This window comes from Nannocystis sp. RBIL2, assembly GCF_026626745.1.
Taxonomy (GTDB): domain Bacteria; phylum Myxococcota_A; class Polyangia; order Nannocystales; family Nannocystaceae; genus Nannocystis.
Genome location: NZ_JAPNJW010000002.1, coordinates 1,932,333 through 1,957,992, shown reverse-complemented (window position 1 = coordinate 1,957,992; position 25,660 = coordinate 1,932,333). Strand labels below are relative to the sequence as shown.

The following is a 25,660-nucleotide window of genomic DNA, read 5'->3' as shown; positions in this document are numbered from 1 at the left end:
GGCGTCAAGGACATGTCCTCGAGCGTCGCCCGGGCCCGAGATGGTTTGCGGCGGAGTCACGCGCGCGGGCGCAGCTGGAGGATGACCGAGCCGTACTCGCCGCGGACGTCGAGCTCGGGCGCCCACGCTGCCACTTCGGCCTCGCCGGCCACGGAGGCGCACCACTCTGCCAGCGCCTCCTTGAGGACCGGATCGCCGGGGCTGCCGAGGCCCTTACCGGTGACGATTCGGACGTAGCGGCTGCCGGCCGCGCGCTCGCGGGTGACGAAGGCGGTCAGCGCCTCGACGGCCGGCTCGCGCCGCAGGCCGCGGAGGCGCAGGGTCGGCAGGCGGCCGCGGCGGGCCCGGGCGACCAGCTCGGCGGCCGCGCGGGCGTGCTCGAGGGTGCGGCCGGGCTCGTCGCGCCAGCCCGCGCCGGCCCAGTTGCGGCCGCGCAGGGCCACCACCGGGCTGGCGGGTTCGGGCGAGCGCCCGGGCGCCGGGCGGACGCTGCCGTCCTGCGCGTGCAGGAGGGCCGCGAAGTCGTCGCTCTCGCTCGCGGGAGCGTCGCAGGTCCGGCCGGGCGCGGCAGTCGGCGCGCGCAGGATCGTCGGCGCAGCGGATGAGCTGGCCGAAGTGACATGTCGCTTCGGACCTGTCGCGGAGGGCAGGCGCGTCACGACGCGCAGGACGTCGAAGTCGAGCGGGTCGCCGGTGGCGAGCGCCGCGAACGCCCGCGCCATCAGCTCGCGCTCGCTGACGAGCTGCGGCGGGGGCGGAGGCGGCGGGGCGGGCGGGGGCGGCTTGGGCAGGCCGTCGGGGAACAGGGCGACCAGCGGAGCGCGCAGGCGGCCCTCCGGCTCCGGCGGCGCGGACCGGCGCGGGGCGGCGGTCCGGCCGGGACGTCGGCGACGCGGCATGGCCGCGAGGTCAGGTGCGGCGCCGGCGGACGAGGCCGAGGCCGGCGAGGGCGAGCATCCAAACGGACATGTCGCGAGAGACAGGCGCGGTCACGCAGTTGCAGCCGCTCTCGTCGGTGCCGGGGTCCACGGGCGCGGTGGCGGTGGCCGGATCGACGGTCGCGTTGGAGCCGTTACCGCTTCCGGTGCTGTCCTCGGTGTCGCTCTCGCTCGACGGGCCCTCGCTGGTGGTGCCGGTGGTGTCGCTGCCGGTCGTGGGCTCGCCGGTGGTCGGGTCGGTCGGCTCGACGCCGACGTGGATGACGGACTCGGCGAAGCCGATGTTGCCGTCGTGGTCGAGCGCCTCGACGCGGATCGTGTAAGTGCCCTTGGGCGGCTTGATCGACCACTGCTTCTCGCCGGAGTAGGCGGGCTGCTCGATGTTGGCCTCGGGGATCATCATGCGCCAGCCGTAGCCCTCGAAGTTGTCGCTGACCTCGGCCTTGATGAGCACGTCGGTGCCGGGCTCGATCATCGCGCCGTCCTCGGGGGACAGCAGGGTGACCGTCGGCGCCACGTCGTCGACCGAGTTGGCGCCGAAGAACGCCATCAGCTCGGCGATGTCGTTCTGCGCGCCGCCGTTCTCGCCGCAGAACTCGTCGTGGACGTACTCGCAGCCGATCGGCCCGGTCGCCGCGTTGTACGGCGTGCAGGTGTCGGCCCACACCTTCTTCCCGAAGGTGGCGTACGGGTACATGATGTTGTCCTCGCCGTCGATGTGGTCGAGGCCCCAGGCGTGCGCGGCCTCCTGCAGCGCGGTGGTGCCGAGGACCTGGATGTCACCGGCGACCTCGGTGAAGGCGAAGGTCGTGTCGCGCCACCACGTGTCGCCGCAGTCGAGGTTGCAGGCCACGCCGAGCACGCCGTTGGGCAGGCCGATCACCTGCGGCTTGCCGCCCATCATCACCATGCTGTACGGCAGGTGCTTCGGCGGCGCCTTCTCGTAGGCGATCCGCACGCCGAACGGCTCCATCGCGTCCTTGAACACCTGGATGATCGCCAGCGCCTCCTGCTCCGAGCGTTGGAACTGGGGGTACTGGACCGTGCCGCCCTGGATGCATGGCGACTCCATCAGCGCCGAGTTGGTGCCGCCCGTCATCTCGCCGCCGAAGAAGTTGAGGAAGACCGTGTGGCGCTTCGGCGGGGTGTCCCAGGCGTAGCTCGGCCGCGGGCCGGCGGAGAGATCGTCCTCGGCCATCGACCGCGGGACCACGAGGCCGCCCGCGTGGATGAGGTCGTTCTCCTCGAGGTACTTCTCGAAGGCGGCGCGGCGGGCCGCGATCTCCTCCTCGGTGAGCTCGGGCGCGGCCTCCACCGGCTGGCCGAACAGCGTCTGCGGTGCGGGATCAGCCGCCGCGGCGAGCGGTGCGAGGGCGAGCGCGCAGGGGATCGAGATGTAGGCGATGAGGCGAGTCATAGGGGTCCGACCGCACGCTATCACAGCGGTGCGGCGGCGATCTCGGCGGCGGCCGGCCGCGCGCGTGTGGCAGGGCATGCGGCGCCGCGTGGGCAGGGAGCGACAGGGGCGGCCGCTTTCCCGCGATTGCGGGCGCGGTCGATGAACGCAGGCTCATGATCCCAGGCGACGTCGCCGGATCGTCCGGCTGGATCTCGGCTCCGCTCCCACCTCGCCGCGCGCCCTCCGCGGACGACTGTCGTGCTGTCTCTCGGGCCAGGTCTTTCGGGATAGGTGACATGTCGGTCGCTTCGACGGCGGGTGCGGGCTCGGCCGCGGCGGGCCGGCGTGGACGCGGAGACTCGCGCGGCGGCGCGCCCGGGCCGCGGCGCGCGTCCGTGGGCGCCACCACACGAGATTTGGCTTCGGGCTGGCCGGTGCCCGAGGCGTGCCGTAGCCTGGAGGTTGTGCCTGCTGCGCTCCGGATCCTGTCGCTCTGCGCCGCCCTCGTCGCCCTGGGCTGCGCGAGCCGTCCGATCGGCGACGTGACGCTCGAGCGCGGCAAGACCGGGCGCGCGCAAGGGGACCTCGCGGTGGCGCAGAAGGGGGCCGCGTCGGTGGCGGTCATCTCGACCGACGTCGGCCGCGGCCTCGCGTTCGTCGTCGACCCCGACGGCTATCTCATCACCAACCGCCACGTGATCGAGGACGCCGATCACATCGAGGACGTCACGTTCCCCGCGCTCCGGCCCCAGCGCAGCTTCGCGGCGGTCCGCATCGTCTACATCGACCCGAGCCGCGACCTCGCGCTGATCAAGCTCGACGTCGACGCGCCGCTGCCGGCCCTGTCCCTTGCGACAGTCGGCTCGGCGCCGATCGAGGAGTACCTGCGCGCCAAGGATCGCGTGCTGCTGCTGGCGCGCCCGGGCGAGGACGACGCGAGCGCGGGCGGCAAGAAGCCCGACGGCTTCGTGGCCCGCACCGGCAACGTCCGCGAGCTCGAGGTCTTCAACCCCGCGGTCGGGCCGGGGGCGTTCTTCGGCCTGTCGCAGGCGGTGCGGCGCGGGCAGAGCGGCGGGCCGGTGCTCGACCGCTTCGGCCGCGTGGTCGGGGTGGTCAGCTGGACGTGGAAGCACCGCGTCGGCGGTTACGCGATCCCGATCGCCGAGGCGGCGCAGATGCTGAGCGAGCGCCCGGTGATGGACACCGCGGCCGAGCAGAGCGCCCGCGCGACGGAGCGGGCCCGCGGCTTCCTCAAGGCGCTCGACGGCGGCGACCTCGAGGTCGCGCGGCGCATGATGTCGCCGACCTACAGCCGGAAGATCCGCCAGCGCACCATGACCACCATCGCCGAGCAGCTGCCGGGCGACGGGCGCGCGGCGGTCCAGCAGTTCGTGGCCGCGCTCGAGGACATCATCGACTCCGAGCCGGCCGGCGCCGAGGAGCTGCCGTTCTCCAAGGTCCAGGACGTCGTCCTCCGCACCGGCACCCGCGGCTTCATGGAGGCGCTCGGGGTCGAGGGCGCGCTGTCGAAGGACCAGGTCATCAGCTTCTTCTTCGAGTTCGCCCAGGCCTACGTCGGCGCCCGCTACTTCGCCGAGAGCGACCAGGACACCGCCATGACCGCGGCGATGATGCGCCTGCAGACCGTCGACGCCGCCCGCACCTTCGCGTTCGCCGAGGCCACCGGCCGCTTCAAGCGCGGCGCGCACCTCCAGGTCGAGCGCCTGGAGATCGTGCCCGGCGCCTACGCCCCGCACGCGGTCGTCACCCTGCGCAACAGCGACACCGACGGCCGCCAGCCGGCCACCCTGGTGATGCAGATGCGGCTCGAGTGGGGCGACTGGTACGTCGCCGAGCTGCAGACGGCCGGCGGCTGAGCCGGGCTCTCACGTCGTCGCGGGCAGGTGTCCGAGAGGACATGCCCTCTGCGACATGCTCTTTGCGGCCGGTGCCTCAGGACATGTCCCGACGGACATGTACGAAGCGCCTCAGCGCTCCATCAGCTGGGCCAGCGTCCGCCGCACCAGGTCGTCGATGGAGGCGGTGACGGGGCCGCCGGCGGTGAGCTTGGCCAGGGCGACCTCGACCTCCTTGACGCGCCAGCCGAGGTCGATCAGCACCTGCTTGGCCTCCTCGACGATCGCCGGCGGCTCGGGCTCGGCCTTGGCCGGGGTGGGGCCGCGCGGGCTGCCCTCGAGCTCGGTGGCGAAGGAGGCGACCTTGTCGGCGATCGACAGCAGGATCTGCTCGGCGGTCTTCTTGCCGATGCCGGGGATCTTCGTCAGCATGACCTCGCGGCCCTGCGTGAGGTGGTCGACCAGCTCGGCCAGCGGGAAGCCGCCGAGGACCGCCATCGCGTGCTTGGGACCGACCTTGGGCACGCCGGTCAGCAGCAGGAACAGCTGCTTCTCGGCCTGGGTGGCGAAGCCGAACAGCAGCAGAGCGTCCTCGCGGGCGTGGGTGTGGACCCACAGGGCGCAGTGCTCGTCGGGGTCGCCGACGGCGGCGAGGGTCTGCAGCGACACGCGCAGCTCGTAGCCGACGCCGCCGACGTTGAGGACGACGACGCCCTGCCTGGCGTCGCGGTAGACGACGATGCCCGACAACCAGCCGATCATGGACCTGTCCTCCGGGGCAGCTTGGGCGCGTGCACGTGGCACAGCGCGATGGCGAGGGCGTCGGCTGCGTCGGCCGTGGGGGCGCGCGCCAGGCCGAACAGCAGCTGCACGCGGGCCATGACGTCCTCTTTGGTGGCGCGGCCGTGGCCGACGACGGCGCGCTTGACGTAGGCGGGCGGGTACTCGGCGACCTCGAGGCCGCGCTCGGCGGCGACGGCCATCACTGCGCCGCGCGCCTGGCCGAGCTTGAGCGCGGAGCTGGGGTTGACGCCGTGGAAGGCTGCCTCGAGGGACAGGACGCGCGGGCCGAACTCGACGATGAGCTCGGCGATCGTGCGGGCGAGGACGGACAGGCGCACGGCCATCGGGTCTTCCTGGCGCAGGCGGATGACGCCGCACTCGACATAGGCGGGGCGGGCCCCCTGCCGGTGATCGAGGAGGCCGTAGCCGACGATCCGTGTGCCGGGATCGACGCCGAGGATCCGCGTGGCGGTCGACAACGGGGGTCCGCGGCCTACGGGCCGTGCTCCTCCATGACCTCGTCGGGCAGGGTGGCGTTGGTGTAGCAGCTCTGGACGTCGTCGTGCTCGTCGAGCTTGGCCCACAACTTGGCCACCGAGACCGCCACGTCGCCGTCGAGCGCCTTCTCGTTCTCGGGCTTGGCGATCCACTGCACGCCGCCGCTGGGCTCGAGGTCGGCGAGCTCGGTCTGCAGCCCGGCGAGGTCGCCCGGCGACGACATGATGGCCCACGTCTCGCCCCAGTCCTGGATGTCCTCGCCGCCGGCGCCGAGCGCCCGCTCCATCAGCGCCTCTTCGCTGATCTTGGCCTTGGGGACCTCGAGCACGCCCCTGTGATCGAACATCCACGCGACCGCGCCGCTCGACACCATCTCGCCGCCCGACTTGCCGAAGGCGGTGCGGATCTCCGCGACCGTGCGGTTCTTGTTGTCGGTCAGCACCTCGACGATGAAGCACGAACCACCGGGGCCGCGGCCCTCGTAGAGCACGTTCTCGAAGGTGACGCCGGCGAGCTCGCCGGTGCCCTTCTTGATCGCGCGCTCCTGGTTCTCCTTCGGCATGTTGGCGGCCCTGGCCGCGAGGAGCGCGGTGCGCAGGCGCGGGTTGCCGGCCGGGTCGCCTCCGCCGTCCTTCGCGGCGACCATGATCTCGCGGGCGATCTTGGTGAAGATCTTGCCACGCTGGGCGTCGAGCGCCCCCTTCTTGCGCTTAATCGTGGACCATTTGCTGTGGCCGGACATGCTGACCGAGGTCAGTACCACACGCGCCTGGCGGAAAAAAGCACCCCCGCAGGGCCCGGGAGGAGGGTCTCCCGGGCCGCGTCGGCGCCGGCACCCCGGGCCCGTCGGCGGCGCTTCGGAACGTGCGTTCGGACCCTGTTCGACCGCCGGCGGTGATCGCGGCGATCGGCTGCGTCGAGCGCGGTGAGTTCCGCCGCGAGACGTCGCCGTCAGCGGGGAGGCAGCGGAGGCGCCGGAGATCGAGCCGCCAGGTCACCCCCGGAGCGCCGCAGGGCCCGGCGCCGATCCCGCATGGCCCTGGCCACGCCTCAAGTGCACGGGTCGGCTCGCCGCGAAGATCGTTCGCGGCATGCTCTGTAAGACATGTTCAAAGAGCCATGTGCTCGAGGTCATGGCGAAGAGGACATGTCCCCAGGACCAGCGCCGGTCGCTCAGGCGCTGTCGATGTGGCGCACGGTCCGGCGCTCGCCGAGGCGCTCGCGCAGGGCGGCGAGCAGGCGCTCGCGCAGGCCGGTGAAGCGGCGGGCGGCGTCGCTGCGGTGGACGGCCTGCGTCAGGGCGCGTGGGTCGGCGACCAGGACGCACAGGCGGCGGGCGCGGGTGACGGCGGTGTAGAGGAGGTTGCGGCGCAGCATGACGTGGTGCTCGCCGAGCAGCGGCACGACCACGGCGGGGAACTCGCTGCCCTGGCTCTTGTGGATCGAGACGGCGTAGGCGAGCTGCAGCGCGTTGAGCTGCTTGCTGTCGTAAGAGACCGGGTCGCCGTCGATCTCGACGGTGAGGATCTGGCGGTCGGGGTCGACGGCGGTGACGAGGCCGATGTCGCCGTTGAAGACGCCGCGCTCGTGGTCGTTCTTGGTCTGCATCACGCGGTCGCCGACGCGGAAGATCCGCGGCTGGCGGCCGGGCAGCACCAGCTCGGGCGCGCCGGCGGTGTGATGGGCCTGGAGCGCGGCGTTGAGGGCCTCGGTGCCGGCCTTGCCCTTGTGCATCGGGCACAGCACCTGGACCTCGGTGCGCGGGTCGAGGCCGTAGGCCTTGGGGATCCGCTCGGTGATGGCCTTGAGCACCAGCTCGTGGGCGCGCTCGCTGTCGCGGGCCTGGACGACGTAGAACTGGCCGCCCTCGCTGCGGTCGGAGTCGGGGACCTTGCCGCGCAAGATCGCGTGCGCCGAGGTGACGATCGACGAGCCCTCGGCCTGGCGGAAGATCTGGGTCAGGCGCACCACCGGGATCGGCGAGTCGGGGCGGTCGGCCGCGGCGAGGACGTCGCGCAGGACGTTGCCGGGGCCGACCGAGGGCAGCTGATCGGCGTCGCCGACCAGCAAGAGGCGGTGCTGGGGCGTGAGCGCCAGGAGCAGCGCCTCGGCCAGCGGGAGGTCGAGCATCGAGGCCTCGTCGATCACGACCAGGCCCTCGGGCAGCGGGTTCTGAGCGTTGTGGAAGAACTCGCCGGTGCCGCCCTCGATCTCGAGCAGGCGGTGGATGGTGGTGGCGCGCTGGCCGGTGGCCTCGGCGAGCCGCTTGGCGGCCCGGCCGGTCGGCGCAGCCAGCAGCACCGGCGACTCGTTGGCGAGCGCGGTGTCGATGATGGCGCGGGTGACGGTGCTCTTGCCCGTACCTGGCCCTCCGGTCAGGATGACGAGGCCGGCGTCGCGGATGGCCGCGATCGCGGCGAGCTGGCCGGCCGACAGACCCGGCGGCGGTGCGACCTCGGTCCAGCGGCCGCGGCCCTTGCCGGCGCCGAGGGCGATGTCGGTGAGGATCTCGGCGACGTTGCGCTCGGCGTCGTAGAAGCGCGGCGGGTAGCACAGCGGCGGCAGCGGCTCGCCCTCGTCGCCCTCGCGCCGGTCGAGCACGAGCGCGCCGGAGTGGACGAGCTTCATCGCCTCGGCCTCGATGCGGGCCGGCGGCAGCTCGAGCAGGCGCTCGGCGTTCTGCACGAGGATCGGCATCGGCAGGGCGCAGTGGCCGTTCTGCTCCGACTGCTCGAGGGTGTGGAACAGGCCGGCCTCGATGCGCTCGTCGCTCTCGAGGTCGACGCCGAGGGCGCGGGCGATCTTGTCGGCGGTGATGAAGCCGATCCCGCGCACCTCGCGGGCCAGGCGGTAGGGGTGCTGGCGCAGGATGGTGAGGGCGGTCTCGCCGAAGCGCTGGCTGATCGCGTCGGCGAAGTGGGTCGGCAGATCGAGCTCGAGCAGTTGATTCTCGATCTCCGCGGTCGGGCCGCCGCGCGCGGTGTGGTGGGCCAGGATCCGCTCGAGCGTCTTGGGGCCGATGCCCTCGACCTCGAGCAGGCGGCGCGGCGACTTGTCGAGGATCCCCAGGGTGTCGAGGCCGAAGCGCTGGACGATCCGCTCAGCCTTCTCGGCGCCGAGGCCGGGGTAGCGCTCGAGCCGGCGCTGGATGCCGGGCAGGGTGGTCGGGGCCTTGGCGGCGATCCTGGCGAAGTTGAACTGCTTGCCGTAGTTCGGGTGGTGCGTCCACTCGCCCGCGGCAGTGACCTGCATGCCCTCCTCGATGCCGGTCGAGCGGCCGACCCACGTCTGCGGCGCGACCTCGCCGGGCCGCACCACCCGCAGCACCGTGTAGCGGGTCTGCGGGTTGTGGTGGACGACGCGCAGCACGGCCCCCTCGATCCGCTCGCCGGCGGCTTCGTTCTCGGGGGTCTCGGGGGTCGCCATGCGGCGGCGGAGCATCGCCCATCGCGCGCCGATCGGCAACGTTCACGGGCCTGTGCCCGGGTTCGCGCGGCCGCTCGGGTGCGGGGCCCAGGCGGCGGGGGTGTCGCAGCCGCCCGGGTCGCGGGCGAGCGAGCGCCCCGGGAGATCGCCCGGGTCGTGCCAGCCGCCGTAACTGTCCAATACGACAGGTCCTTTCGCACCTGCCTCGAAGACCAGGAGGAGCGCCTCGCCGGGGCTGTTTTTGAGCCCGCCGGCCGCCAGCGAGGCGTCGACGCGGATCAAAGAGGCGCCCGGCGGCGGGCCCGGATCGTCGCCCTGGGCCGGGTCGTAGGCGGCGGGGACGACCACGTGGCGCTGGCCGGGCGCGGAGGTGAACTGCGGCAGCGGATCGCCGCCGCCGAGGTCGAGGGCGCCCGCGGGGCCGTCGACGAGGCGTAGGCCACTGACGAGGAGCGGGTCGCCGGCGGCGCGGAGATCGGCCAGCTCGACGAACTCCTGCGCGGGCTCGCGGCCGCGCGGGTTGGCGAGCACCTCGGCGAGCGCCAGCGGCGGGGCGGCGCGATCGAAGCTGTCCCCGAGGACATGCTCGGCGCTGCGCTCGGCGGCGCGGCCGGCGAGGTCCCAGGCCTGGAGGGTGGCGGTGACGCGGGCGCCGGCGGGGGCGTCCAGGCGGACTGCGAGGTCGACGGGGCCGGGCGGGGCCACCAGCTCGCGCGCGGCCGGGCCGGCGGTGAGGCGCAGGCGCAGCGGCTCGCGGGCGTGCAGGCGCGCGTGCAGGCAGCGGCCGAGCTGGGCGAACACGAGGCCGCCGAGATCGGGCGGGCTGAGGTCGGGGCCGGGGCCGGTGCGGAAGGCGGCGAACTCGCGCGCGGGGACCAGCGGACGGCCGGCGCGGTCGCGCAGGCTGCCGCCGGCGAGCTCGTAGACCGCGCCGGGGGCGAGCAGCTCGGCTGTCCTCCAGGACAGGCAGAGGCCGGGCACCCAGCCGGGACAGGCGACGGGATCGACGAGCTCGCGCTGATGATCGGCGGCGCGCAGCTGCAAGGTGTCGCCGGGGACGGGGGCGACCGGGCGAGCGAAGGCGGTGTCGATGCGGGCGAGATCGGTGGGCACGAGGTCGGCCCCGGGCGGCGGCGAGACGAGCCGCGGCGCCGGGCCCGAGCTGGCGGGGCCGGCCGTGACGAGGTCGCGCCGCCACACGACTGCCTCGCCGTCGTCGTCGACCAGCGGCGCGCCGCGGCGGTCGCGGGCGAACACGAGGAGGCTGTGGCGGGCGTGCGCTGCGAGCGGGCGCTCCGGGGTGATGTGCAGGCGAGTGCCTGGTCTTTTGGGCAGGTCCTCGAGGGTGAGGGCGAGCGGGATGGCGCCGTCGAGCGGGTCGCCGCGCTCCAGGGCGCGCAGGTCGGCGTCGGCGATCGGGTCGACCTGGCAGCGCCCGCGCTCGCAGCTGCCCTCGTCGCACTCGGGGGTGAGCTCGCAGGCGCCGACGGTCTCCCAGGCGAGCAGGGCGACGCGCAGGCGGCGAGGGTCGAGCGGCTCGCTGAACTCGAGCCGCCACGGACCCGCGACGGGGACCTCGACTGCGCGCGGACCGGGCAAGTCGCTGGCGAGGACGCGCGGACCGTCGAGGTCGGCGTCGAGGACGAAGTCGATGCAGGAGGGGACGAAGGCGAGGGCGAGGAGGAGCCGGAGTCTCACACCGAGAGGTCGCGCGGCGGCGGGGATGTTTTGCAGGACGTCGATGTGAGCGGGCGCGCCAAGGCCGGTTGGGGGCAGACGAGGCTGACAGCAGAGCGGGCAGGAACTGCATGAGAGCGGACGGCTCGGTTCGAGCCCTGGCCCATGCGGACAGCCGGGCGCGGCGCGCTCATCGTCGACTGCGAGTCGCTGTCTTTCGTCGGTCCGCGAGCTGTCCTGGCGACCGCTCGTGTCCGGCGCGGTCAGCCGAGCTCGATGCGCTGACCGCCATGCGCGGTCCGCCGCGAGGCGGAGAGCTGTCCTCGGGTCCAGCGCGGTGACCTGTTCGCGGCGCAGGGCGCGTGCGCTGGTCAGCGAGGCCGGGGCGGCGATCCGTCGAATGGTTCCGACATGTCACTCGGGGTATGTCGTTTAGGTAACGTCGGATAGGACATGTCGCATAGGACATGTCGGGAAAAAGATCTCAGCGCAGCAGCGGCATCACCTCGGCGGCGAAGCGCTCCATCTCCTCGAGCTGCGGGCTGCACTGCAGGAGCAGGAGGTCGACGCCGGCGGCTTCGAAGCGGCGGATCTGGTCGGCGACTTGCTCCGGCGTGCCGACCAGGCCGGCGCGCAGGCCCCGGTTCGAGACCGAGTAGTCCTCGCGGCTGACCTGCTGCTCGAGCTGGGTGTTTTGTAGAAAGTCGCGGTAGTTGGCGTAGCCGGGCGAGCCCTCGGAGACGTCGGTGATCCGCGCCCGCTCGCGCTCGGCCTCGGCCTCGCTGGCGCGGACGATGACGTAGGCGGCCATGCCGTGCTGCATCGGCGGCAGGCCGAGGGCGTCCCGGCGGCGGCGCATGTCGGCGATCTTGGGGGCCACGCGCTCGGGCGGGTCGCCGTGCATGACGTAGGCGTCGCAGGCGCGGGCGATCAGCGACTTCGCGGCCTCGGACTCGCCGCCCGCATAGATCACGGGCCGTCGCGCCGGCTTGGGCTCGAGCACGCACGCCTCGACCTCGTAGTACTGGCCGCGGAACGAGAACTCGGGCTCGCTCCAGGCGCCGGTGACGACCTGCAGCCACTCGTCGGTGCGGGCGTAGCGGTCGTCGTGGCGCTCGAAGCGGACGCCGTAGCGGCGGGCCTCGTCGGACCACCACGAAGAGACGACGTTGAGCGCGAGCCGGCCGCCGCTGATCCGGTCGAGGTTGGCGGCCTGCTTGGCGAAGATCGCCGGGCTGTGGAAGGTCGGGCGCACCGCGACCATGAGCTCGAGGCGGGTGGTGACGGCCGCCAGCGCGGCCGCGGTGGTCCAGGCGTCGAGCGCCGGCGCGGCCGGGCCCTTGATGTCGTTGAGGAACAGCTCGGCGACGAGGGTGAGGTCGTAGCCGAGCTCCTCGCTGCGCACTGCGAGCCGGCGCGCGTAGTCCCAGGTGGCCGCCATGCCCTCGTCGGGCACGTTGCGCAGCCAGCCGCCGAACACTGGGAGCCAATAACCGAAGCGCATGTCCGTTCCTACAGGGTCGAAGGGTCAGGTGCGGGCCGGGCGGCGAGGGGGCGGCGGAGTTGCATGTTTGTTAAGGGGTAGGCACCGGCTGAGCTGCGAAGGCGTCGCATGTCCGTCCTACAGGGGCGAAAGGGTGGACGCCGAGCGGGCGAGGGCGCGGAGGCGTCGCATGTCTGTTCCTACATGGCCCAAGGGTCAGATGCCGGCCTCCCAGCGGGCCTGCAGGTAGTCGACGCAGCGGGCGAAGGCGTCGAGGCCGACGACGTTCGGCGCGTCGGCGACGAAGTTCGAGAGGGCGTTGATGTCGTAGTAGTCGATCTCGCCGTCGCGGTCGTCGACGAGGTACTCGACGCCGCCGACGTCGAGCGCGGCCGCCTCGGCGATCGCCTCGACCGCGCGGATGACCTCGGGCGGGGGCGTGTAGCCCTGGACGCGCATGCCCGTCTTCGGGGCATCGAGGGCGCAGGCCGAGCGCACGAGGTCGCGACCGTCGGCGGTCTGGCAGGCGTCGGCCGGGCACAGGTTGAAGGAGGAGGGCGGGGGGAAGACCTCGATCGCGTAGAGGAACTTGCGGCCGACGACCTCGACGCGCACGATCCGCCCGCCGCGCAGAGGGCACAGCTCCTGCACGAGCGCGGTCTGGTCGACGCCGAGATCGAGCTCGCCGCGATCGGCGGCCTCGGCGAGCTCGGCCGGCGCGTCGAAGCGACGGATGCCGGCCCCGCTGCCGCCCACGTTGGCCTTGACGAGGATCGGCCAGCGCAGGCCCTCGGCGGCGGGCAGCGCCTGGCTGGCGTGGTTGATGACCCGGGCGCGCGGATAGCCGAGGCCGAGGTCGTCGAGGAGGCCGAGTTGGTCGGCCTTGGAGACCTCGTAGCGGTAGACGGCGCTGCCGTTGACGACGGGGATCTTGCGCCGCTCCCAGTGCCGCAAAATTGCGAGAGTGTAATGCGTGGTCTGGCCGCGCCCGCGCAGGTAGGCGGAGGGACTTGCGCGGTTGAACACGAGGCCGTACGGCGGCTCGCGCTCGGCGGGGTCGAAGCGGCTCTGATCGGCGGCGAGACGGACCACCGGGAGGTGGCGCCGCTCGAGCTCGGCGAACAGAGGACGGAACCAATCGGGGTGTTCGTAGAAGATGGCGATCGGGGCGGGCATCTTCGTAGTGGGGGCACGGTAGCGCGCGCCGCGCTGAGCAGGCAAGCGAGCGCTTGCATCGGCTGCGCGCGCGGTCAACACTGCCGCGGACTCCGAATCCTTGTTCGCCGCCTGCGCCATCGCCCTCGCGCTCGCGCCGTCGCCCGTCCCCGGCGCGACGCCGGCGACGCCGCCGGGCGTGCTGCCGGAGGGGCCGAAGCTGCCGCCCGCCCAGCCGCTGGCCGTCAGCATCGACAACGGCCCGCCGAAGCCGGAGCTGCCGGAGGCGACGGTGCCGGTCACGCCGCCGGCCGGCCGCCGCTTCCGCAAACGCCAACGTCGGCAGCGCGACAACCGTCACCGCCTGCTGCCGCTGCCGCATCTGAGCTCGCAGCCCGCAACCGGCCTGACTCTCGGCGGCTCGCTCAACTACGCCTACCGCCTGCCCAACGACAACTTCAACCGCGTGTACGGCCTGGCGTGGTCGCGCGTGTCGACCAAGCTGGTGCAGGACCACATCATCAGCGCCCGCATGCGCGACATGCTGGGCCGCCGCGAGATCTTCAACTTCGGCTTCTGGGCCTCGCTCGACCCCGTCTATCCGTTCTACGGGGTCAACAACCACGCCACGATCACGCCGGCGGAGCTGCAGTCGCCCCACAACCTGATCCGGATGGACAACTGGGGCGGGTGGTTCACCTTCGAGCACCCGCTGTACACCGTCGAGCGCCCGGGCCGATCGCCGGGGACGCTGCGCCACTACTCGGGGATCTTCTACTACGTCGACATCGTCCGCGGCTACGCGAACAGCCGGCTGGTCGAGGAGTTCCCGAGCGCCGAGGGGACGACGCGGCGCGGCATCGTCCGCCTCGGCCTGACGTGGGACAGCCGCGACAACGATTGGAGCCCGACCGAGGGCAGCCTCATCGACGTGACGTTCGACGCGGCCGGCAAGTGGACCGGCTCGACGTCGAACTGGGGCCGCTTCCACACGACGATGCGCCACTACTGGTCGCTCGGCCAGTCGAACGTGGTGCTGGCCCACCGCTTCACGTTCGACTCGCTGTGGGGCGAGCCGCCGCTGATGACGCTCGGCGAGTTCGGCGGGCTGTTCCCGATGGACGCCTACGGCGGCGCGTTCGTCGGCCGCGGCTTCGGCCGCCGCCGCTTCATCGGCAAGCAGAAGGCGACCGCCTCGTTCGAGCTGCGGTTCGCGCCGGTCGAGTTCAAGATCCGCCGACACACGCTCGGGGTCGGTCTCGAGCTGTTCGTCGAGGCCGGCCTGGTGTCGCAGACGATGGCCGACCTCCTCAAGCACTGGTACGTGTCCGGCGGGCCGGGCCTGCTCCTGATCTGGGACCGCTTCGTGGTGTTCCGCGTCGAGGGCGGTTTCGGCAAGGAGGGCGGGGCGCTGTACCTGCAGAGCGAGCACGCGTTTTAAGGACATGTCCGTAAGGACATGTCAGGAGAAACCTGTTCTAGAGCGCGTTCCAGCGCCGCGTGTCGGTCGACGTGCGGCGGGCTGCCGCGCGGTGCTCCGCGGCAGCACGGAGGGTCCGGCGCGCGTGAGTGCAGGTCGGGCGCAGGGCAGCAAGGCGCCTGCGGCGCAGGCGGTGGTTGTGCTGAAATCCGGGGATGGAACGACGTAGCGGGGGCCATCGGGTCCCTTTCGCGGTGGTCGGGCTCGACCTGGAATTGCGAGTCACCGAGTGGAGCGAGGGCGCCGAGCAGCTGCTGGGCGTGACGAGCGAGGCGGTCTCGGGGCGCGACGTCGCGGAGCTGGTGCCGCTGCGCGGCGAGGACTGGCGAGCTGTCCTCGAGGACAGTCCCACGGTGCGCCTGACTCTGGCCGACGGGCGCGTGATCGAGTGGGCGCCCGCGACGGTGCAGGACGAGGCAGGCGCGCGGATCGGGGTGGTCTGTTACGGGCGCGAGGTGACCGCGACGGTGGCGGCCGAGAAGCAGGCGCAGATCGAGCACTCGGCGCTGCGGGCGTTCCTCAGCCACTTGCCGACGGTGGTCAGCGTGTTCGACCGCGAGGGCACGTACATGCTGGTCGAGGGCAAGGGCCTCGAGGCGATCGGCATCGCCCCCAATCAGTTCGTCGGGCAGAACGCGTTCGACCTGTACGCGAAGAGCGAGTCGGCGGAGTTCATCCGCCGCGGCCTGGCCGGCGAGTCGATGCCGATGACGGTGCTCGAGGAGTATGGGAAGATCTGGGAGAACTGGCACATCCCGGTCCCCGAGGGCTGCGACGCCGGTCTGGTGACGATCACGCTCGAGGTCACGGCCACCCGCGCGCGCGAGCGGGAGCTGCTCGAGAAGATCGAGCTCATCGAGCGCCAGCAGCGGGTGATCCGCGAGCTGTCGACGCCGATCATCGAGGTGTGGGAGGGGATCCTCGCGCTGCCGATCATCGGCCTGGTCGACAGCGTGCGCACGGCCGAGATCATGGACAGTCTGCTGCAGCACGTCGGCCGCATGCGCGCGCGGCATGCCATCCTCGACATGACGGGGATCGAGGTGGTCGACACGTCGACGGCGAACCACCTGATCTCGATGATCCGCGCGATCCGCCTGCTCGGCGCGGAGGGGGTGATCACGGGCATCAACCCCGGCATCGCCCAGACGATCGTCACCCTCGGCGTCGACCTGCGCGGGATCCAGGTGTTCGCCACGCTGCGTCAGGCGCTCAAGTACTGCATCGGCGCGAAGGCGTGAAAGGCGTGAAAGGCGTGAAGCGTGACGAAGCGAGGGCCGTGACGAAGCGAGGGCCGTGACGACCTGACGATGGGTGTCGGCCCGCGGTGCGAGGCGCCGCGGGCCGAGTCGTGAGGCGGTGGGCCGCGCTCAGAAGCGGTAGTTGAGGCCGAGGCCGCCGCCGTCGAAGCGGGGCATCGGCGCGACCGCGAGGCCGGTCTTGCCGACCGGGATGCCGGCGAGGTTGCGCTCCCAGTTCTTGTAGCGCGAGTAGCGGACGGCGCCGACGACACCCATGACGAAGGTGGCGATCTGGATGCCGGACACGAGGAACAGGCCGAAGGTCTCGCGCGCGCTGTCGGAGCTCTGCGCGGCCAGCATGGGGCCGACGAACGGGACCATCAGCGCCTTGCCCATCTCGCGGCAGTCGTGCTTGGTGCGGTTGCAGCCGCCGTGGCCGTCGTGGCTCATGGCGCCGGCCCAGGCGGTGAGCAGGTAGGTGGTGCCGAACATCGAGAAGCCGGCGATCATCAGGCCGAGGCCGCGCTTGGGCGGCGGGATCGGGCGGCGCGGGGCCGCGGGCGGGGCCGGCGGCGGGGCGACGATCACGGTGGTCGTGGTCGGGCCGCGCAGCGAGGGGTCGTTGTAGGGCTGGACCGTGGGCGTGGTGACGACCACGGCCTCGGCCACCACCGGCTCGGGCGGGGCCGGCGGCGCCTCGGGCACCGGCACGGCCTCGACGATCACCTCGTGCGTGCCGGCCGGGGCGTAACCCGCGGGGACGTCGCCGTCGGCGTGCAGCTGGACGAGGTAGGGGCTGGCGGCGGCGGTGTTCGGGACCAGCGGGAGGCCGACGAGGCTGACGGCGGCGGTGAGGGCGGCGATGCGCGACGTGAACATGAGGACAGGTCCTTGAGTTCAGGTGACCGGGGGCGAGGCGAGGGGGGGCGAGGCGAGGGGGGGCGAGGCGAGGGGGGGCGAGGCGAGGGGGGGCGAGGCGAGGGGGGGCGAGGCGAGGGGGGGCGAGGCGAGGGGGGGCGAGGCAAGGAGCCGCGGGGCGTGGTGAAGACGCGACGAGACGCGGGGCGTGAAGAAGGAGGTCAGAAGCGGGCGCCCAGGGTGAGGGTGCCGCCGTCGAGGAAGCGGGTGGGGGCGACGCCGAGGCGCAGTTTGTTGCCGAGCTTGACGCCGTCGACGCCGACGTAGCGCGGCTCGCGGCCGTCGCGGACGAACTGCACGGTGCCGATGATGCCCATCGTCAGGCCGGCGATCTGGACCAGCGCCGGGAAGGCCATCAGGACCTTGGGCGTGATCGCGTCGGTCTCGATGTAGGGGATGGCCATGAACGGGCCGATCGCGGGGATCAGGCTGAAGGCGGCGGCGTTCTTGCAGTTGGGGTTGCGGGTCAGGTTGCAGGTGTCGTGGACGATGGCGGCGACGAAGGCGGTCGCCAGGTACGACGAGCCGAACATGACCCAGCCGCCGATCATCAGGCCCTTGCGGCGCTTGCGGGGCATCGGCGGCGGCGGGGCGTAGCTGACGGTGGGCGTGCTGCCGGGGTCGGCGTAGGGCTGCGGACCCTCGGCGACCGGGGCGGGCGCGGCGGGGTCGGCGTAGGGCTGGGGCGCGGGGGCAGCGACGGGCGCCGGCGCGGCGGGCCCGGACTCGACGACGACGGTGGTCTCCGTCGCGGGCTGCTGGACGTTGGAACGAAGGGACAGGTTCGCAGGGACATGTCCCCAAGGACTGGCGAAGACCTCGGGGCAGGCGAGCGTGACGGCGAGGGCGGCGGCGAGCGGGGCGGCGCGGCGAATCATGCTGAGCTCCTCAATGGGGGCGAGCGTGCATTAGTTTGCCCCCGGGTCCTGGCCTCAGCAAGACGCGTACTTCCGCCCGACGCCCGGGGGCCGGCCGCAAGTCTGCGAGATCGTTCGAGGCCGGCCGGCTGCGCGGGAACGACGGGCGGCGGTGGTGTAGCGAGATGCCGCGCTGCCGCTGCAGGTCACGACGCGTCGATCACGTCGGCCGGACCGCGGCGGATGCGAGCGGGAAGCGGACCTGGAGCTCGGCGCCGCCGCCCGGGCGCGCGGCCGCCACGGCGTCGCCGCCGTGCCCGCGAGCCAGCTCGCGCACGAGGGCGAGGCCGAGGCCGGTGCCGGGGGTGTGGGCGTCGCGCTCACGCGCGACCCGGTAGAAGCGGTCGAACACGCGGTCGCGGTCGGCCTCGGGGATGCCGGGGCCGCGGTCCTGGACGCGCAGTACGGCCTGATCGGCCACCACCGCGAGCTCCACGCGCAGGCCGGCCGCGCGCGCGTCGGCGGCGTATTTGAGGGCGTTGTCGAGGAGGTTGACGAGGATCTGCTCGACCGCCTGCGGGTCGCTGCGGACGGTCACCGGCTCGTCGGGGAGAGCGAGCTCGACCGGCGGGAAGCCGCGCCGCTCGACGTGACGCGCCTGGTCGTCGACGATGTCGCGGATCTGCGCGGCGAGATCGCCCGGCCGCAGCTGCAGGACGCGCCGGCCCTCCTCGAGCTGGGCGACCGCGAGGACGTTCTCGACCAGGCGGCTCAGTCGCACGCTCTCGTGGGCGAGGTCGTCGTAGAAGACGGGCAGGCGCTCGGGCGCGACGAGGCCCTCCTGCAGCATCTCGGCGTGCATGCGCAGGGTGGTCAGCGGGGTCCGCAGCTCGTGCGAGACGGCCGACACGAAGGCGGTCTTCTGCGCCGACAGCTCGTCCGACCGCCGCGCGGCCCGGGCGAGGGCGACGATCGCCGCCGCGACCACGCCGCCGAGGCCGAGCAGGACGCCGAGCTGCAGGACGAGCGAGCCGCCGGGCGGGAGCGGAGGGGCGGGGAAGCAGAACGCGAGGTCGGGCAGGACCTCGTCGTGGACCGGCCGCGCGAGCGCGCAGGCGCCGGTGGCGGAGGTCGCGGCGATCGTCGGGGTGGCCTCCGGGAGGGCGTGGCGGGCGACCAGCGCGGTGAGCCACTCGCCGGCGAGCCGGCCGCGATCGAGCACCGCGCCCTGGACCGAGCCGGCGCCGGCGTGGCTGACGACCCGCTGCAGGACGACGGCCTCGCCGAGCCTCAGGTAGGCCATCGGCGAGTAGTCGAGGCTCGGGCCTGCCTCTTGGGGAATGTCCTCGAGGGCATGTTCTTTCGGCAATGGCCCTTGCGACCCGTCCGATGGGACATGTCCCTGGGGACCGACGACGCGCTGCTGCTGGATCGCCTCGAACACCGGCTCGGCGCTGGCCTGCTGCGGCGGGGTGGCGCTCTGGGCCTGCTGGCTCTGGATCGTGTCCCAGGTGACGAGGTTGCGGCTGGTCTGCGGCAGGCGGACCTTCTGGGTCCGCTCGGCGGCGAGGGCGTCGCCGCGGCGGGCGTCGGCGAGGTCGCGGTAGGCGGCGTTGCCCATGTCGTTGAGGGCGACTGTCAGCGACTGGTCACCGGCGACGGCGCCGCTGCCGAAGCTGAGGGCGCGCAAAGGGGCGAACTCGGGGCCGGCGACGGTGGCCTCGACCGCGACCGCGCGCGGCGAGCCGCCGGGCTCGGTGGCGTACGGGGTGCGCACGCGGCCGTCGGGATCGAGCTGGAAGTAGGCGGAGATCCGCGGGTCGTCGGGCGCGCCGGCCAGCGGCGAGAGGGCCACTGCCTCGCCGAGCGCGAGCACCTCGGGCGGGCGGTAGAACCGGCCGTAGTGCTCGAACGGGCGCGCGTCCTCGCGGCGGCGCAGCTCCTCGAGGCTCTCGCGCGCGGCGGCCCGCAGCAGCTCTGCCGCCTGGACCAGCTCGTCGTGGCGCTGCTCGGCGAGCATGCTGCGCTCGCGCAGGTCGGCGAGCAGCCAGCCGAGGGCGAGGGCGAGGGTCGGCGCGGCCACGCCGAGGCCGAGCGCGAGGGTACGGCGGCGGGCGGGGCTCATCGCGCGTCCCAGCGGTAGCCGCGGCCGCGGACGGTGCCGATCCAGTCGTCGCCGCCGGGCAGCTGGCGCAGCTTGCCGCGCAGCTGGAGGATGTGGACGTCGACGGTGCGGGTGCGGACTGTGCCGTCGTGGTAGCCCCACACCTGGGTGAGGAGCTCCTCGCGGGTGACGCCGACGCCGGGCCTTGCGCGCAGGAAGTCGAGGATCAGGCCCTCGCGGGCGGTGAGCTCGAGCTGTCCTTCGGGCCAGGTGATGCTGAGGCGGGCGAGGTCGACGAGGGCGTCGCCGACGCGGAACGACTGGCTGGCGGGGGCCGGGCGGTTGCGCCGGAGCAGGCCGCGGGCGCGCGCGAGGAGCTCGCGGATGCCGAACGGCTTGGTGACGTAGTCGTCGGCGCCGGCGTCGAGGCCGGCGACGATGTCGGCCTCGGCCCCGCGCGCGGTCAGGACGAGGACCGGGACGAGGTCGCCGCGGGCCCGGGTCTGCCGCAGGACGCCGAGGCCGTCGACGCCGGGCAGCATGATGTCGAGGAGGACCAGGTCGAACTGGGCGCAGGCGAGGCGCGCGAGCGCAGCGTGGCCGTCCTCGGCGACCTCGAGGGTGTAGCCCTGCGAGCGGAACAGCTCGACGAGGCCGTGACGGATCGCCGGCTCGTCCTCGACGATCAAGATCCGCGGGGCAGGCTCGGTCACGCGGACGATCGTGGCACAGATCGCGGCGGCGTCGGTAAGAGGTCGGTAAAACCTCGCGGGCGGGCGCGCAGGAGGGAGCTGCGGGCGGAGCGGGCGCACGGGGAGGAGGCGCGGTTCATGGCGGTCAGGGCTGAGACCGCGGTCTCGCGGACCGCGAGCGGCGAATGACATGCACTTTGGGACATGTCGCTCGACTGCGCTCGCGAGAGACCCCGGCGGCACGAGGTGCGGCCGGGGCTCGCAGCGCGCCCGGGGCTCAGTTGGAGGCGAAGGTGGGCAGCTCGACGCGGGGGCCGAGGGTGAGCTCGACGTGGCCGAGGCCGTGGAACTGCTCGCCGTCGATGACCGGATTCAGAGCCTCGCCGTCCTCGGCGGTGATCCGCACGCGGCGAGCCTTGTCGTCGTAGACCTTGCGGCCGAGGATCGGGGTGCCGAGGACGATGTTGGGGACGTTGGCGACGACGCCGATAGGGGTGGTGTCGAGGGCCTGGAAGTGGAGGACACCGCCCTCGCGCGCGTGGCGGAAGCAGCGGACGACGCCGGCGAGGTTGATGTCGATCGCGCCGACCTGCATCGAGGCGAAGCTGGCGAACGGGAGCTCGCGGCCGTCGACCTCGACGCGGGCGCGCGTGGGTCGGAAGAAGTCGGTGGCGTAGCTGCGCATCTCGTCGGGGATGAAGCGCTGCAGCGGCGGGGCGAGGTTGCTGGCGAGGGTGCTGACCAGGGCGCCGCCTGCAGCGGCGCCGATGACCCCGGCGATGGCGAGCGCGCCGCGCTCCTTGGGCAGGGCGTAGAAGCGGTCGAAGAACGCCTGGGCGACGCCGCCGAGCGCGGCGGCCAGGCCGACGCGCTCGAACGCGGGCGACTGCGGGCTGTCCGAAAGTTCCTGTCCGATCGGCGCGCCGACGATCTTGCAGGTGTCGATCGTGACGGTGGGGATCGGCTCGCCGCGCTCGAGCCGGCCGACGAGGCGGCGGACGATCGAGTCGGCGTCGCCCTTGAGGCCGGCCTTGCGGGCGACGAAGTCGACGGTGCCGCCGTTGGTCGGGACGACGATCGGGAGGCGGGTGGCGCCGGTCTGCTGGGCGTCGGCGTGGAGGGTGTTGAGGACCCAGTGGAGGGTGCCGTCGCCGCCGTCGCACACGAAGTAGCGGCAGCCGGCCTCACGCAGGTTACGAATCGCCTTCGGGAGCTCGTCGAGGCGACGGGTCTCGACGACCGCGCCGTAACGTCCGACGGCCTGCTCGAGGGCGCGCCGACGCTGCGGCCGGCGGTAGTTCTTCTTCGAGTTGGGGTTGGTGATGATGCCGACGTCCATTGCGACCCCGAAGTGCCGAGGGAAGACATTACGCGCCCCGATCGTGAGCGACAAATTCTGACGTGCGCCCGCTGAGCACGCCGTGCGCCGCGACGCGGGCGGTGTGCAATCGAATGCGCAGTGCGTCACTCCGACAGCGCGGCGCAGCGGCGGCGGAACATCGATCCCTCGCCGCGCTCCTCCGGCGACGCAGTCGGCTGCGCAGGCCGGTGCGCACGGCGATCGCGGCGCTCGTGAGTGAAGGTCCGCCGCCGCTGCGCCCGCAGGCCCGCGGGCCCGGGCCGATCCCCGGGGACAGCGGCGTGGTGCGCAGTGACGCGCGCAGCGAGAGCGGGGTCCGCAGGTGTCCCGAGAGTCAGGCGCAGCGAACGGCGGGGGCGGCGCCCGGCGCCCGGCCGATGTGCGCCTGCTCCCGAGGGCATGCTCTGAAAGACATGTCCCGAGAGACCGATGGGCGCGAGGCCGTCAGGTCGCAGCGCCGGCGAGGTGGCGGCGGAACGCGGCCAGGGCGACTGTGGCCCGCTCGCGCACCTCGAGGTCCGGGTCGCCGCTCGCCATCGCTTCGAGCAGCGGCAGGAACTCCGGCCAGGTCGGGTAGGCGGCGGCAGTGAGCGCCTTGCTCCGCAGCGACGGGTCCTCGTCGGCGAGCAGGCGGGAGAAGTGGTCGAACACGCGGGGCTCGAACGACTGCGGGGCGAGCACGCCGAGCGAGGCGATCACCGGGAACGACCGCGCCGCGGCGGCGTCGACGGCCAGGGCGGCGAGCAGCGTAGCGAGCGAGAGGCCGTCGAGCTCGTCGATCGCGTCCGCGGCCAGGCTCGCCTCGTCCGCGCCGTCGACGACGAGGTAGGCGATGCCGGCGAAGCGATCGTCGAGCCGGTGCAGCCGGGTGGCGCTGTCGCGGCTGATCCAGATGATCTCCTCGGGGTTGTCGTCGCTCTCGGGGACCTTGTCGTAGAAGACGAGGCCGCGGTCCGCGGCGAAGCAGGAGACCTTCCACTGGCTGACGCGATCTTCGATGACGATGCGTTGCATGGCTGTCCCGAGGGACTTGCTCTCAGGGACCTGTCCCGAAGGCTATTCCTTCTTGCGGGTGAACCAGGCGCGGATGCCGGCGAACAGGCCGACGATGGCGAGGACGATGAACTTGCCGCCCTTGGCGAGGAGGGCGAACAGGCCGGCCTTGGCGGCCAGCTTGCCGGCGATGAGGCCGCCGATGCCGTAGGCCGCGACGGTGTCGATGTCGGGGTTGAAGTCGCTGTAGCGGTTGCCGTCGTCGAACTCGACGCGGCCGTAGATCGTCTCCATCTCGGGGCGGATCTGGGGCAGCTGCGTCATGCCGGACACTGCGTTGAGCTCGAGCACGCCCTTGCGGCCGAGCACGCGCACCGCGTAGTTGAGCGAGTTCTCGCCGCCCTCGTCGCCGCCGAGCTCCTTGGCCCAGTAGAGGCTGTGGCGCGACTGGTCGTAGTGCGGGGGCTCGGCCCAGCCGACCAGGTGCATGGCCGGGAAGCCCATGGCCTTGCGCGACTCGTTCTCCTTCTCGGTCGCTTCCTTCATCTGCGTCAGCAGCTCGTCGTAGTCGATGCTGGCGGCGTCGGCGTCGTCGACGTGGCCCTCCTCGACGTAGGAGACGACGACGCCCCAGCCGCGCGGGTCGGCGGGGCTCAGCTTGGCCGGGACGATCATGCCGAGCGGCTGCTCGCCGGGCGGGTTGTGCCAGGCCTCCTCGATGACGCGGCGGGCGTCGGCGGGGCCGAGGAAGCGGTAGTCCTCACCGAGGTGCAAGGTGGCGAGGCCGTCGCCGACCTTGATGTCACCTGTCTGATAGGTCAGCTTGCTGTCGAACTCGGCGCTCATGAGGGTCGCCAGGCCCTCGGCGATCAGCTTCTCGTCGTCGGTGAGGGTCTCGCCGCGGTCGAGCTTGGCGGCCAGCGCCTGGATGCCGGCCTCGTCGATCGCGGCCAGCTTCTCCTGCTGGGCGGGGCTGAGCGCGTCCCAGCCGGGCGGTGGGGCCTCGTCCTGCGCGGCGCCGGCCGGCGGGGCCGCGGCGCTGTTGCCGTCCTCGAACACGGTGGCGCGAGCGGTGAGCGGGGCGCCGGCGAGGAGCGCTCCGAGGACGAGGGCGACGTGCTTCATCGCGCCAGGCTAGCACCGGGCTCAGGCGGACGATAGAGGTCAGGGCCGGGCCGCGACCGCGCCCGCGAGCAGTTCGGCGATCTGGTTCTGGAGATCGCGCGCCTGCGGGGCGGCGAAGGTGTCGAGGTCGTTGAAGAGGATGGCGAAGGCGAGCGGGGGGCGGCCGACTGCGCCGGCGTAGCCCGAGAGGGTCGAGACGCCGTCCAGCGAGCCGGTCTTGGCGCGCACGAAACGGGCGGCCCGGCCCTCCTGCATGCGCCCGCGCAGGGTGCCGTCGACGCCGGCGATCGGCAGCGAGGCGAGGTAGTCGGCGCCGTAGCGGAAGTCGCGGTGGACTGCGATCAGGAGCTGCACCAATTGCGCGGCGCTGATCCGGTTGGCGTCGTAGAGGCCGGAGCCGTTGTTGTAGACGAAGCCGTCGACGCCGACGCCGAGGCCCGCGAGCCAGGTGCGCACGCGCGCGAGGCCGCCGGCGAAGCTGGCCGGGGTGTGGTCGTCGAGGCTCTTGAGGATGTGCTCGGCGACGTAGTTGTTCGACAGCTTGTTGACGCTGCGGACGAGCACGCTGAGCGGCTCGCTGCGCACGAGGGCCAGGCGCTCGCTGTCCTCGGGGACAGCTTCGAACTTGACCGCGCTGCGCCCGATGCCGATGCCGCGCTGCTTGAGGACGAGGCGGAACACCTCGCCGGCGTACTCGGCCGGGCGCGCGACGGGGTAGCGGTACTCGGCCGCGGCGGCGTCCTTGCCGATGGTGCCGTCGACGGCGATCTCGACCACGCCGCCTTCGGTGGTGCCGATGGCGAGCTTGAGTTGGTTGCGCGCGCCGGTGGCGGTGGTGGCGGTGTTGGCCTTGAGCTTGAGCGAGGGGACGGGCGGGTCGACGGCGACGATCGCCGGGTCACCCTCGCCGGCGCCGGGGCGGGCGAGGACGACGTAGGTGCCGAAGTTGACTGCAGTGGCCCCGCCGGGGGCGCGGAACGAGGCCAGCTCGTCCTTCTGATCGAACAGCGGCGGCAGCTCGTCGCGGTCGTAGGCGGTGCTGTCGAGGACGAGGCCGCCGGTGACCTTGGTGATGCCGAGGGCCCGCAGGTCGCTGGCCAATTGATAGAGGTCAGCGGTGACGAGCGACGGATCGCCGCCGCCCTTGAGATAGAGGTCGCCGTCGACGGTGTGACCCTTGAGCGCGCCCTTCTTGGCGTAGACGCGGGTGACGTAGCGGTGCTCGGGGCCGAGGAGCGACAGCGCGGCGGCGGTGGTGACGAGCTTGATGTTGCTGGCGGGGTTGAGGCCGAGGTCGGGGTTCTTCTCGTAGAGGCGGGCGCCGGTGGCCATGTCGACGACGAGCAGGCCGACGCGCGCGCGGGCCAGGAATTTGGCCTGCAACAGGAGGTCGATCTGGCCGGCGAGGTCGGTCGGCGCGGCGGCAGGCGCGGACTCGGCGACCGGGGCCGCGGCCGACGGGGGCGGAGCGAGGCAGCACACGAAGGCCGCGGCGGCGATTGCGAGGCGCTGGCCGAACGAGGGGCGCACCCGGCCAGGCTAAGTGATTTGCCGGCCGAACGTCCAATTTGCGTCGCGCCGCGCGCCGTGCAGGCCGACCGCTCTGCGGAACCTGGGGTGATCGGGCGGCCGTCTTCGCCGCCGCCCGGCCGGCGATCTTGGGTATGCTGGTGGC

General features: G+C 72.8%; 20 protein-coding genes. 3 read left to right on the top strand and 17 right to left on the bottom strand.

Translation table 11 applies throughout. From position 1 onward, the window contains the following. Window positions 1–56 precede the first annotated feature (56 nt). Together OV090_RS32885 and OV090_RS32880 are read right to left on the bottom strand one after the other, a co-directional pair. Window positions 57–899, bottom strand: coding sequence for a Smr/MutS family protein (locus tag OV090_RS32885; protein ID WP_267708627.1), 843 nt, complete (start codon window positions 897–899; stop codon window positions 57–59). Between the two features lie 10 nt (window positions 900–909). Continuing rightward, window positions 910–2,355 carry an MYXO-CTERM sorting domain-containing protein gene (locus OV090_RS32880; RefSeq protein WP_267708626.1) on the bottom strand — a complete coding sequence of 482 codons (1,446 nt, stop codon included), beginning with the start codon at window positions 2,353–2,355 and terminating at the stop codon, window positions 910–912. 446 nt (window positions 2,356–2,801) lie between these two features. On the opposite strand from OV090_RS32880, the gene OV090_RS32875 reads away from it, so the two are divergent. Then, a complete protein-coding gene (locus tag OV090_RS32875) occupies window positions 2,802–4,214 on the top strand; it encodes a serine protease (RefSeq protein ID WP_267708625.1) in 1,413 nt (470 codons plus the stop codon). A gap of 111 nt (window positions 4,215–4,325) precedes the next feature. Here the strand turns inward: OV090_RS32875 and ruvA are convergent, their stop codons facing one another. From ruvA to OV090_RS32840, 7 genes are all read right to left on the bottom strand, one after another. Then, window positions 4,326–4,955, bottom strand: a complete 630-nt coding sequence (gene ruvA, locus OV090_RS32870) for a Holliday junction branch migration protein RuvA (RefSeq protein ID WP_267708624.1) — start codon at window positions 4,953–4,955, stop codon at window positions 4,326–4,328. Beyond that, entirely contained in the window at window positions 4,952–5,455 is a 504-nt protein-coding gene (gene ruvC / locus OV090_RS32865; protein WP_267708623.1) for a crossover junction endodeoxyribonuclease RuvC, read from the bottom strand. The genes ruvA and ruvC overlap by 4 nt, the downstream gene beginning before the upstream one ends. A gap of 14 nt (window positions 5,456–5,469) precedes the next feature. Beyond that, window positions 5,470–6,216 carry a YebC/PmpR family DNA-binding transcriptional regulator gene (locus tag OV090_RS32860; protein WP_267708622.1) on the bottom strand — a complete coding sequence of 249 codons (747 nt, stop codon included), beginning with the start codon at window positions 6,214–6,216 and terminating at the stop codon, window positions 5,470–5,472. Between the two features lie 431 nt (window positions 6,217–6,647). Next, window positions 6,648–8,900, bottom strand: a complete 2,253-nt coding sequence (locus tag OV090_RS32855) for an ATP-dependent RecD-like DNA helicase (protein ID WP_267708621.1) — start codon at window positions 8,898–8,900, stop codon at window positions 6,648–6,650. 42 nt (window positions 8,901–8,942) lie between these two features. Beyond that, entirely contained in the window at window positions 8,943–10,598 is a 1,656-nt protein-coding gene (locus OV090_RS32850) for a hypothetical protein (RefSeq protein WP_267708620.1), read from the bottom strand. A 463-nt stretch (window positions 10,599–11,061) separates the two neighbouring features. Further along, complete coding sequence (locus tag OV090_RS32845; protein ID WP_267708619.1) at window positions 11,062–12,081, bottom strand: LLM class flavin-dependent oxidoreductase; 1,020 nt, start codon at window positions 12,079–12,081, stop codon at window positions 11,062–11,064. Window positions 12,082–12,276: 195 nt separating this feature from the next. Continuing rightward, window positions 12,277–13,236: an alpha-L-glutamate ligase gene (locus tag OV090_RS32840; protein WP_267708618.1), complete on the bottom strand. Its 960-nt coding sequence runs from the start codon at window positions 13,234–13,236 to the stop codon at window positions 12,277–12,279. 100 nt (window positions 13,237–13,336) lie between these two features. Between OV090_RS32840 and OV090_RS32835 the strand changes: the two genes are divergently transcribed. Together OV090_RS32835 and OV090_RS32830 are read left to right on the top strand one after the other, a co-directional pair. Next, entirely contained in the window at window positions 13,337–14,656 is a 1,320-nt protein-coding gene (locus OV090_RS32835; RefSeq protein WP_267708617.1) for a BamA/TamA family outer membrane protein, read from the top strand. Between the two features lie 194 nt (window positions 14,657–14,850). Next, window positions 14,851–15,936, top strand: coding sequence for a PAS domain-containing protein (locus tag OV090_RS32830; protein WP_267708616.1), 1,086 nt, complete (start codon window positions 14,851–14,853; stop codon window positions 15,934–15,936). A gap of 129 nt (window positions 15,937–16,065) precedes the next feature. Here OV090_RS32830 and OV090_RS32825 read toward each other — a convergent pair whose 3' ends face one another. From OV090_RS32825 to dacB, 8 genes are all read right to left on the bottom strand, one after another. Further along, window positions 16,066–16,815 carry a hypothetical protein gene (locus OV090_RS32825; protein ID WP_267708615.1) on the bottom strand — a complete coding sequence of 250 codons (750 nt, stop codon included), beginning with the start codon at window positions 16,813–16,815 and terminating at the stop codon, window positions 16,066–16,068. Window positions 16,816–17,015: 200 nt separating this feature from the next. Next, window positions 17,016–17,732, bottom strand: a complete 717-nt coding sequence (locus tag OV090_RS32820; RefSeq protein WP_267708614.1) for a hypothetical protein — start codon at window positions 17,730–17,732, stop codon at window positions 17,016–17,018. 199 nt (window positions 17,733–17,931) lie between these two features. Then, entirely contained in the window at window positions 17,932–19,836 is a 1,905-nt protein-coding gene (locus OV090_RS32815) for a HAMP domain-containing sensor histidine kinase (RefSeq protein WP_267708613.1), read from the bottom strand. Continuing rightward, window positions 19,833–20,528: a response regulator transcription factor gene (locus OV090_RS32810; RefSeq protein WP_267708612.1), complete on the bottom strand. Its 696-nt coding sequence runs from the start codon at window positions 20,526–20,528 to the stop codon at window positions 19,833–19,835. Before OV090_RS32810 ends, OV090_RS32815 begins: the two co-directional genes overlap by 4 nt. A gap of 256 nt (window positions 20,529–20,784) precedes the next feature. Next, complete coding sequence (locus OV090_RS32805; RefSeq protein WP_267708611.1) at window positions 20,785–21,846, bottom strand: diacylglycerol kinase family protein; 1,062 nt, start codon at window positions 21,844–21,846, stop codon at window positions 20,785–20,787. 465 nt (window positions 21,847–22,311) lie between these two features. Then, window positions 22,312–22,881 (bottom strand): HEAT repeat domain-containing protein, encoded by a 570-nt coding sequence (locus OV090_RS32800; protein ID WP_267708610.1) that lies wholly within the window; start codon window positions 22,879–22,881, stop codon window positions 22,312–22,314. A gap of 42 nt (window positions 22,882–22,923) precedes the next feature. Next, window positions 22,924–23,985 (bottom strand): DUF2167 domain-containing protein, encoded by a 1,062-nt coding sequence (locus OV090_RS32795; protein WP_267708609.1) that lies wholly within the window; start codon window positions 23,983–23,985, stop codon window positions 22,924–22,926. Between the two features lie 39 nt (window positions 23,986–24,024). Beyond that, the gene (dacB, locus tag OV090_RS32790; RefSeq protein WP_267708608.1) at window positions 24,025–25,515 is read right to left on the bottom strand and encodes a D-alanyl-D-alanine carboxypeptidase/D-alanyl-D-alanine-endopeptidase; all 1,491 of its coding nucleotides are present in this window, start codon (window positions 25,513–25,515) and stop codon (window positions 24,025–24,027) included. Window positions 25,516–25,660 lie beyond the last annotated feature (145 nt).

What these genes read in the sequence shown, in the direction of transcription:
- OV090_RS32885 (WP_267708627.1), bottom strand. Translation starts at nt 899, where the DNA reads ATGCCGCGTCGCCGACGTCCCGGCCGGACCGCCGCCCCGCGCCGGTCC.
- OV090_RS32880 (WP_267708626.1), bottom strand. Translation starts at nt 2,355, where the DNA reads ATGACTCGCCTCATCGCCTACATCTCGATCCCCTGCGCGCTCGCCCTC.
- ruvA (WP_267708624.1), bottom strand. Translation starts at nt 4,955, where the DNA reads ATGATCGGCTGGTTGTCGGGCATCGTCGTCTACCGCGACGCCAGGCAG.
- OV090_RS32860 (WP_267708622.1), bottom strand. Translation starts at nt 6,216, where the DNA reads ATGTCCGGCCACAGCAAATGGTCCACGATTAAGCGCAAGAAGGGGGCG.
- OV090_RS32855 (WP_267708621.1), bottom strand. Translation starts at nt 8,900, where the DNA reads ATGGCGACCCCCGAGACCCCCGAGAACGAAGCCGCCGGCGAGCGGATC.
- OV090_RS32845 (WP_267708619.1), bottom strand. Translation starts at nt 12,081, where the DNA reads ATGCGCTTCGGTTATTGGCTCCCAGTGTTCGGCGGCTGGCTGCGCAAC.
- OV090_RS32840 (WP_267708618.1), bottom strand. Translation starts at nt 13,236, where the DNA reads ATGCCCGCCCCGATCGCCATCTTCTACGAACACCCCGATTGGTTCCGT.
- OV090_RS32830 (WP_267708616.1), top strand. Translation starts at nt 14,851, where the DNA reads ATGGAACGACGTAGCGGGGGCCATCGGGTCCCTTTCGCGGTGGTCGGG.
- OV090_RS32825 (WP_267708615.1), bottom strand. Translation starts at nt 16,815, where the DNA reads ATGTTCACGTCGCGCATCGCCGCCCTCACCGCCGCCGTCAGCCTCGTC.
- OV090_RS32820 (WP_267708614.1), bottom strand. Translation starts at nt 17,732, where the DNA reads ATGATTCGCCGCGCCGCCCCGCTCGCCGCCGCCCTCGCCGTCACGCTC.
- OV090_RS32815 (WP_267708613.1), bottom strand. Translation starts at nt 19,836, where the DNA reads ATGAGCCCCGCCCGCCGCCGTACCCTCGCGCTCGGCCTCGGCGTGGCC.
- OV090_RS32805 (WP_267708611.1), bottom strand. Translation starts at nt 21,846, where the DNA reads ATGGACGTCGGCATCATCACCAACCCCAACTCGAAGAAGAACTACCGC.
- OV090_RS32800 (WP_267708610.1), bottom strand. Translation starts at nt 22,881, where the DNA reads ATGCAACGCATCGTCATCGAAGATCGCGTCAGCCAGTGGAAGGTCTCC.
- OV090_RS32795 (WP_267708609.1), bottom strand. Translation starts at nt 23,985, where the DNA reads ATGAAGCACGTCGCCCTCGTCCTCGGAGCGCTCCTCGCCGGCGCCCCG.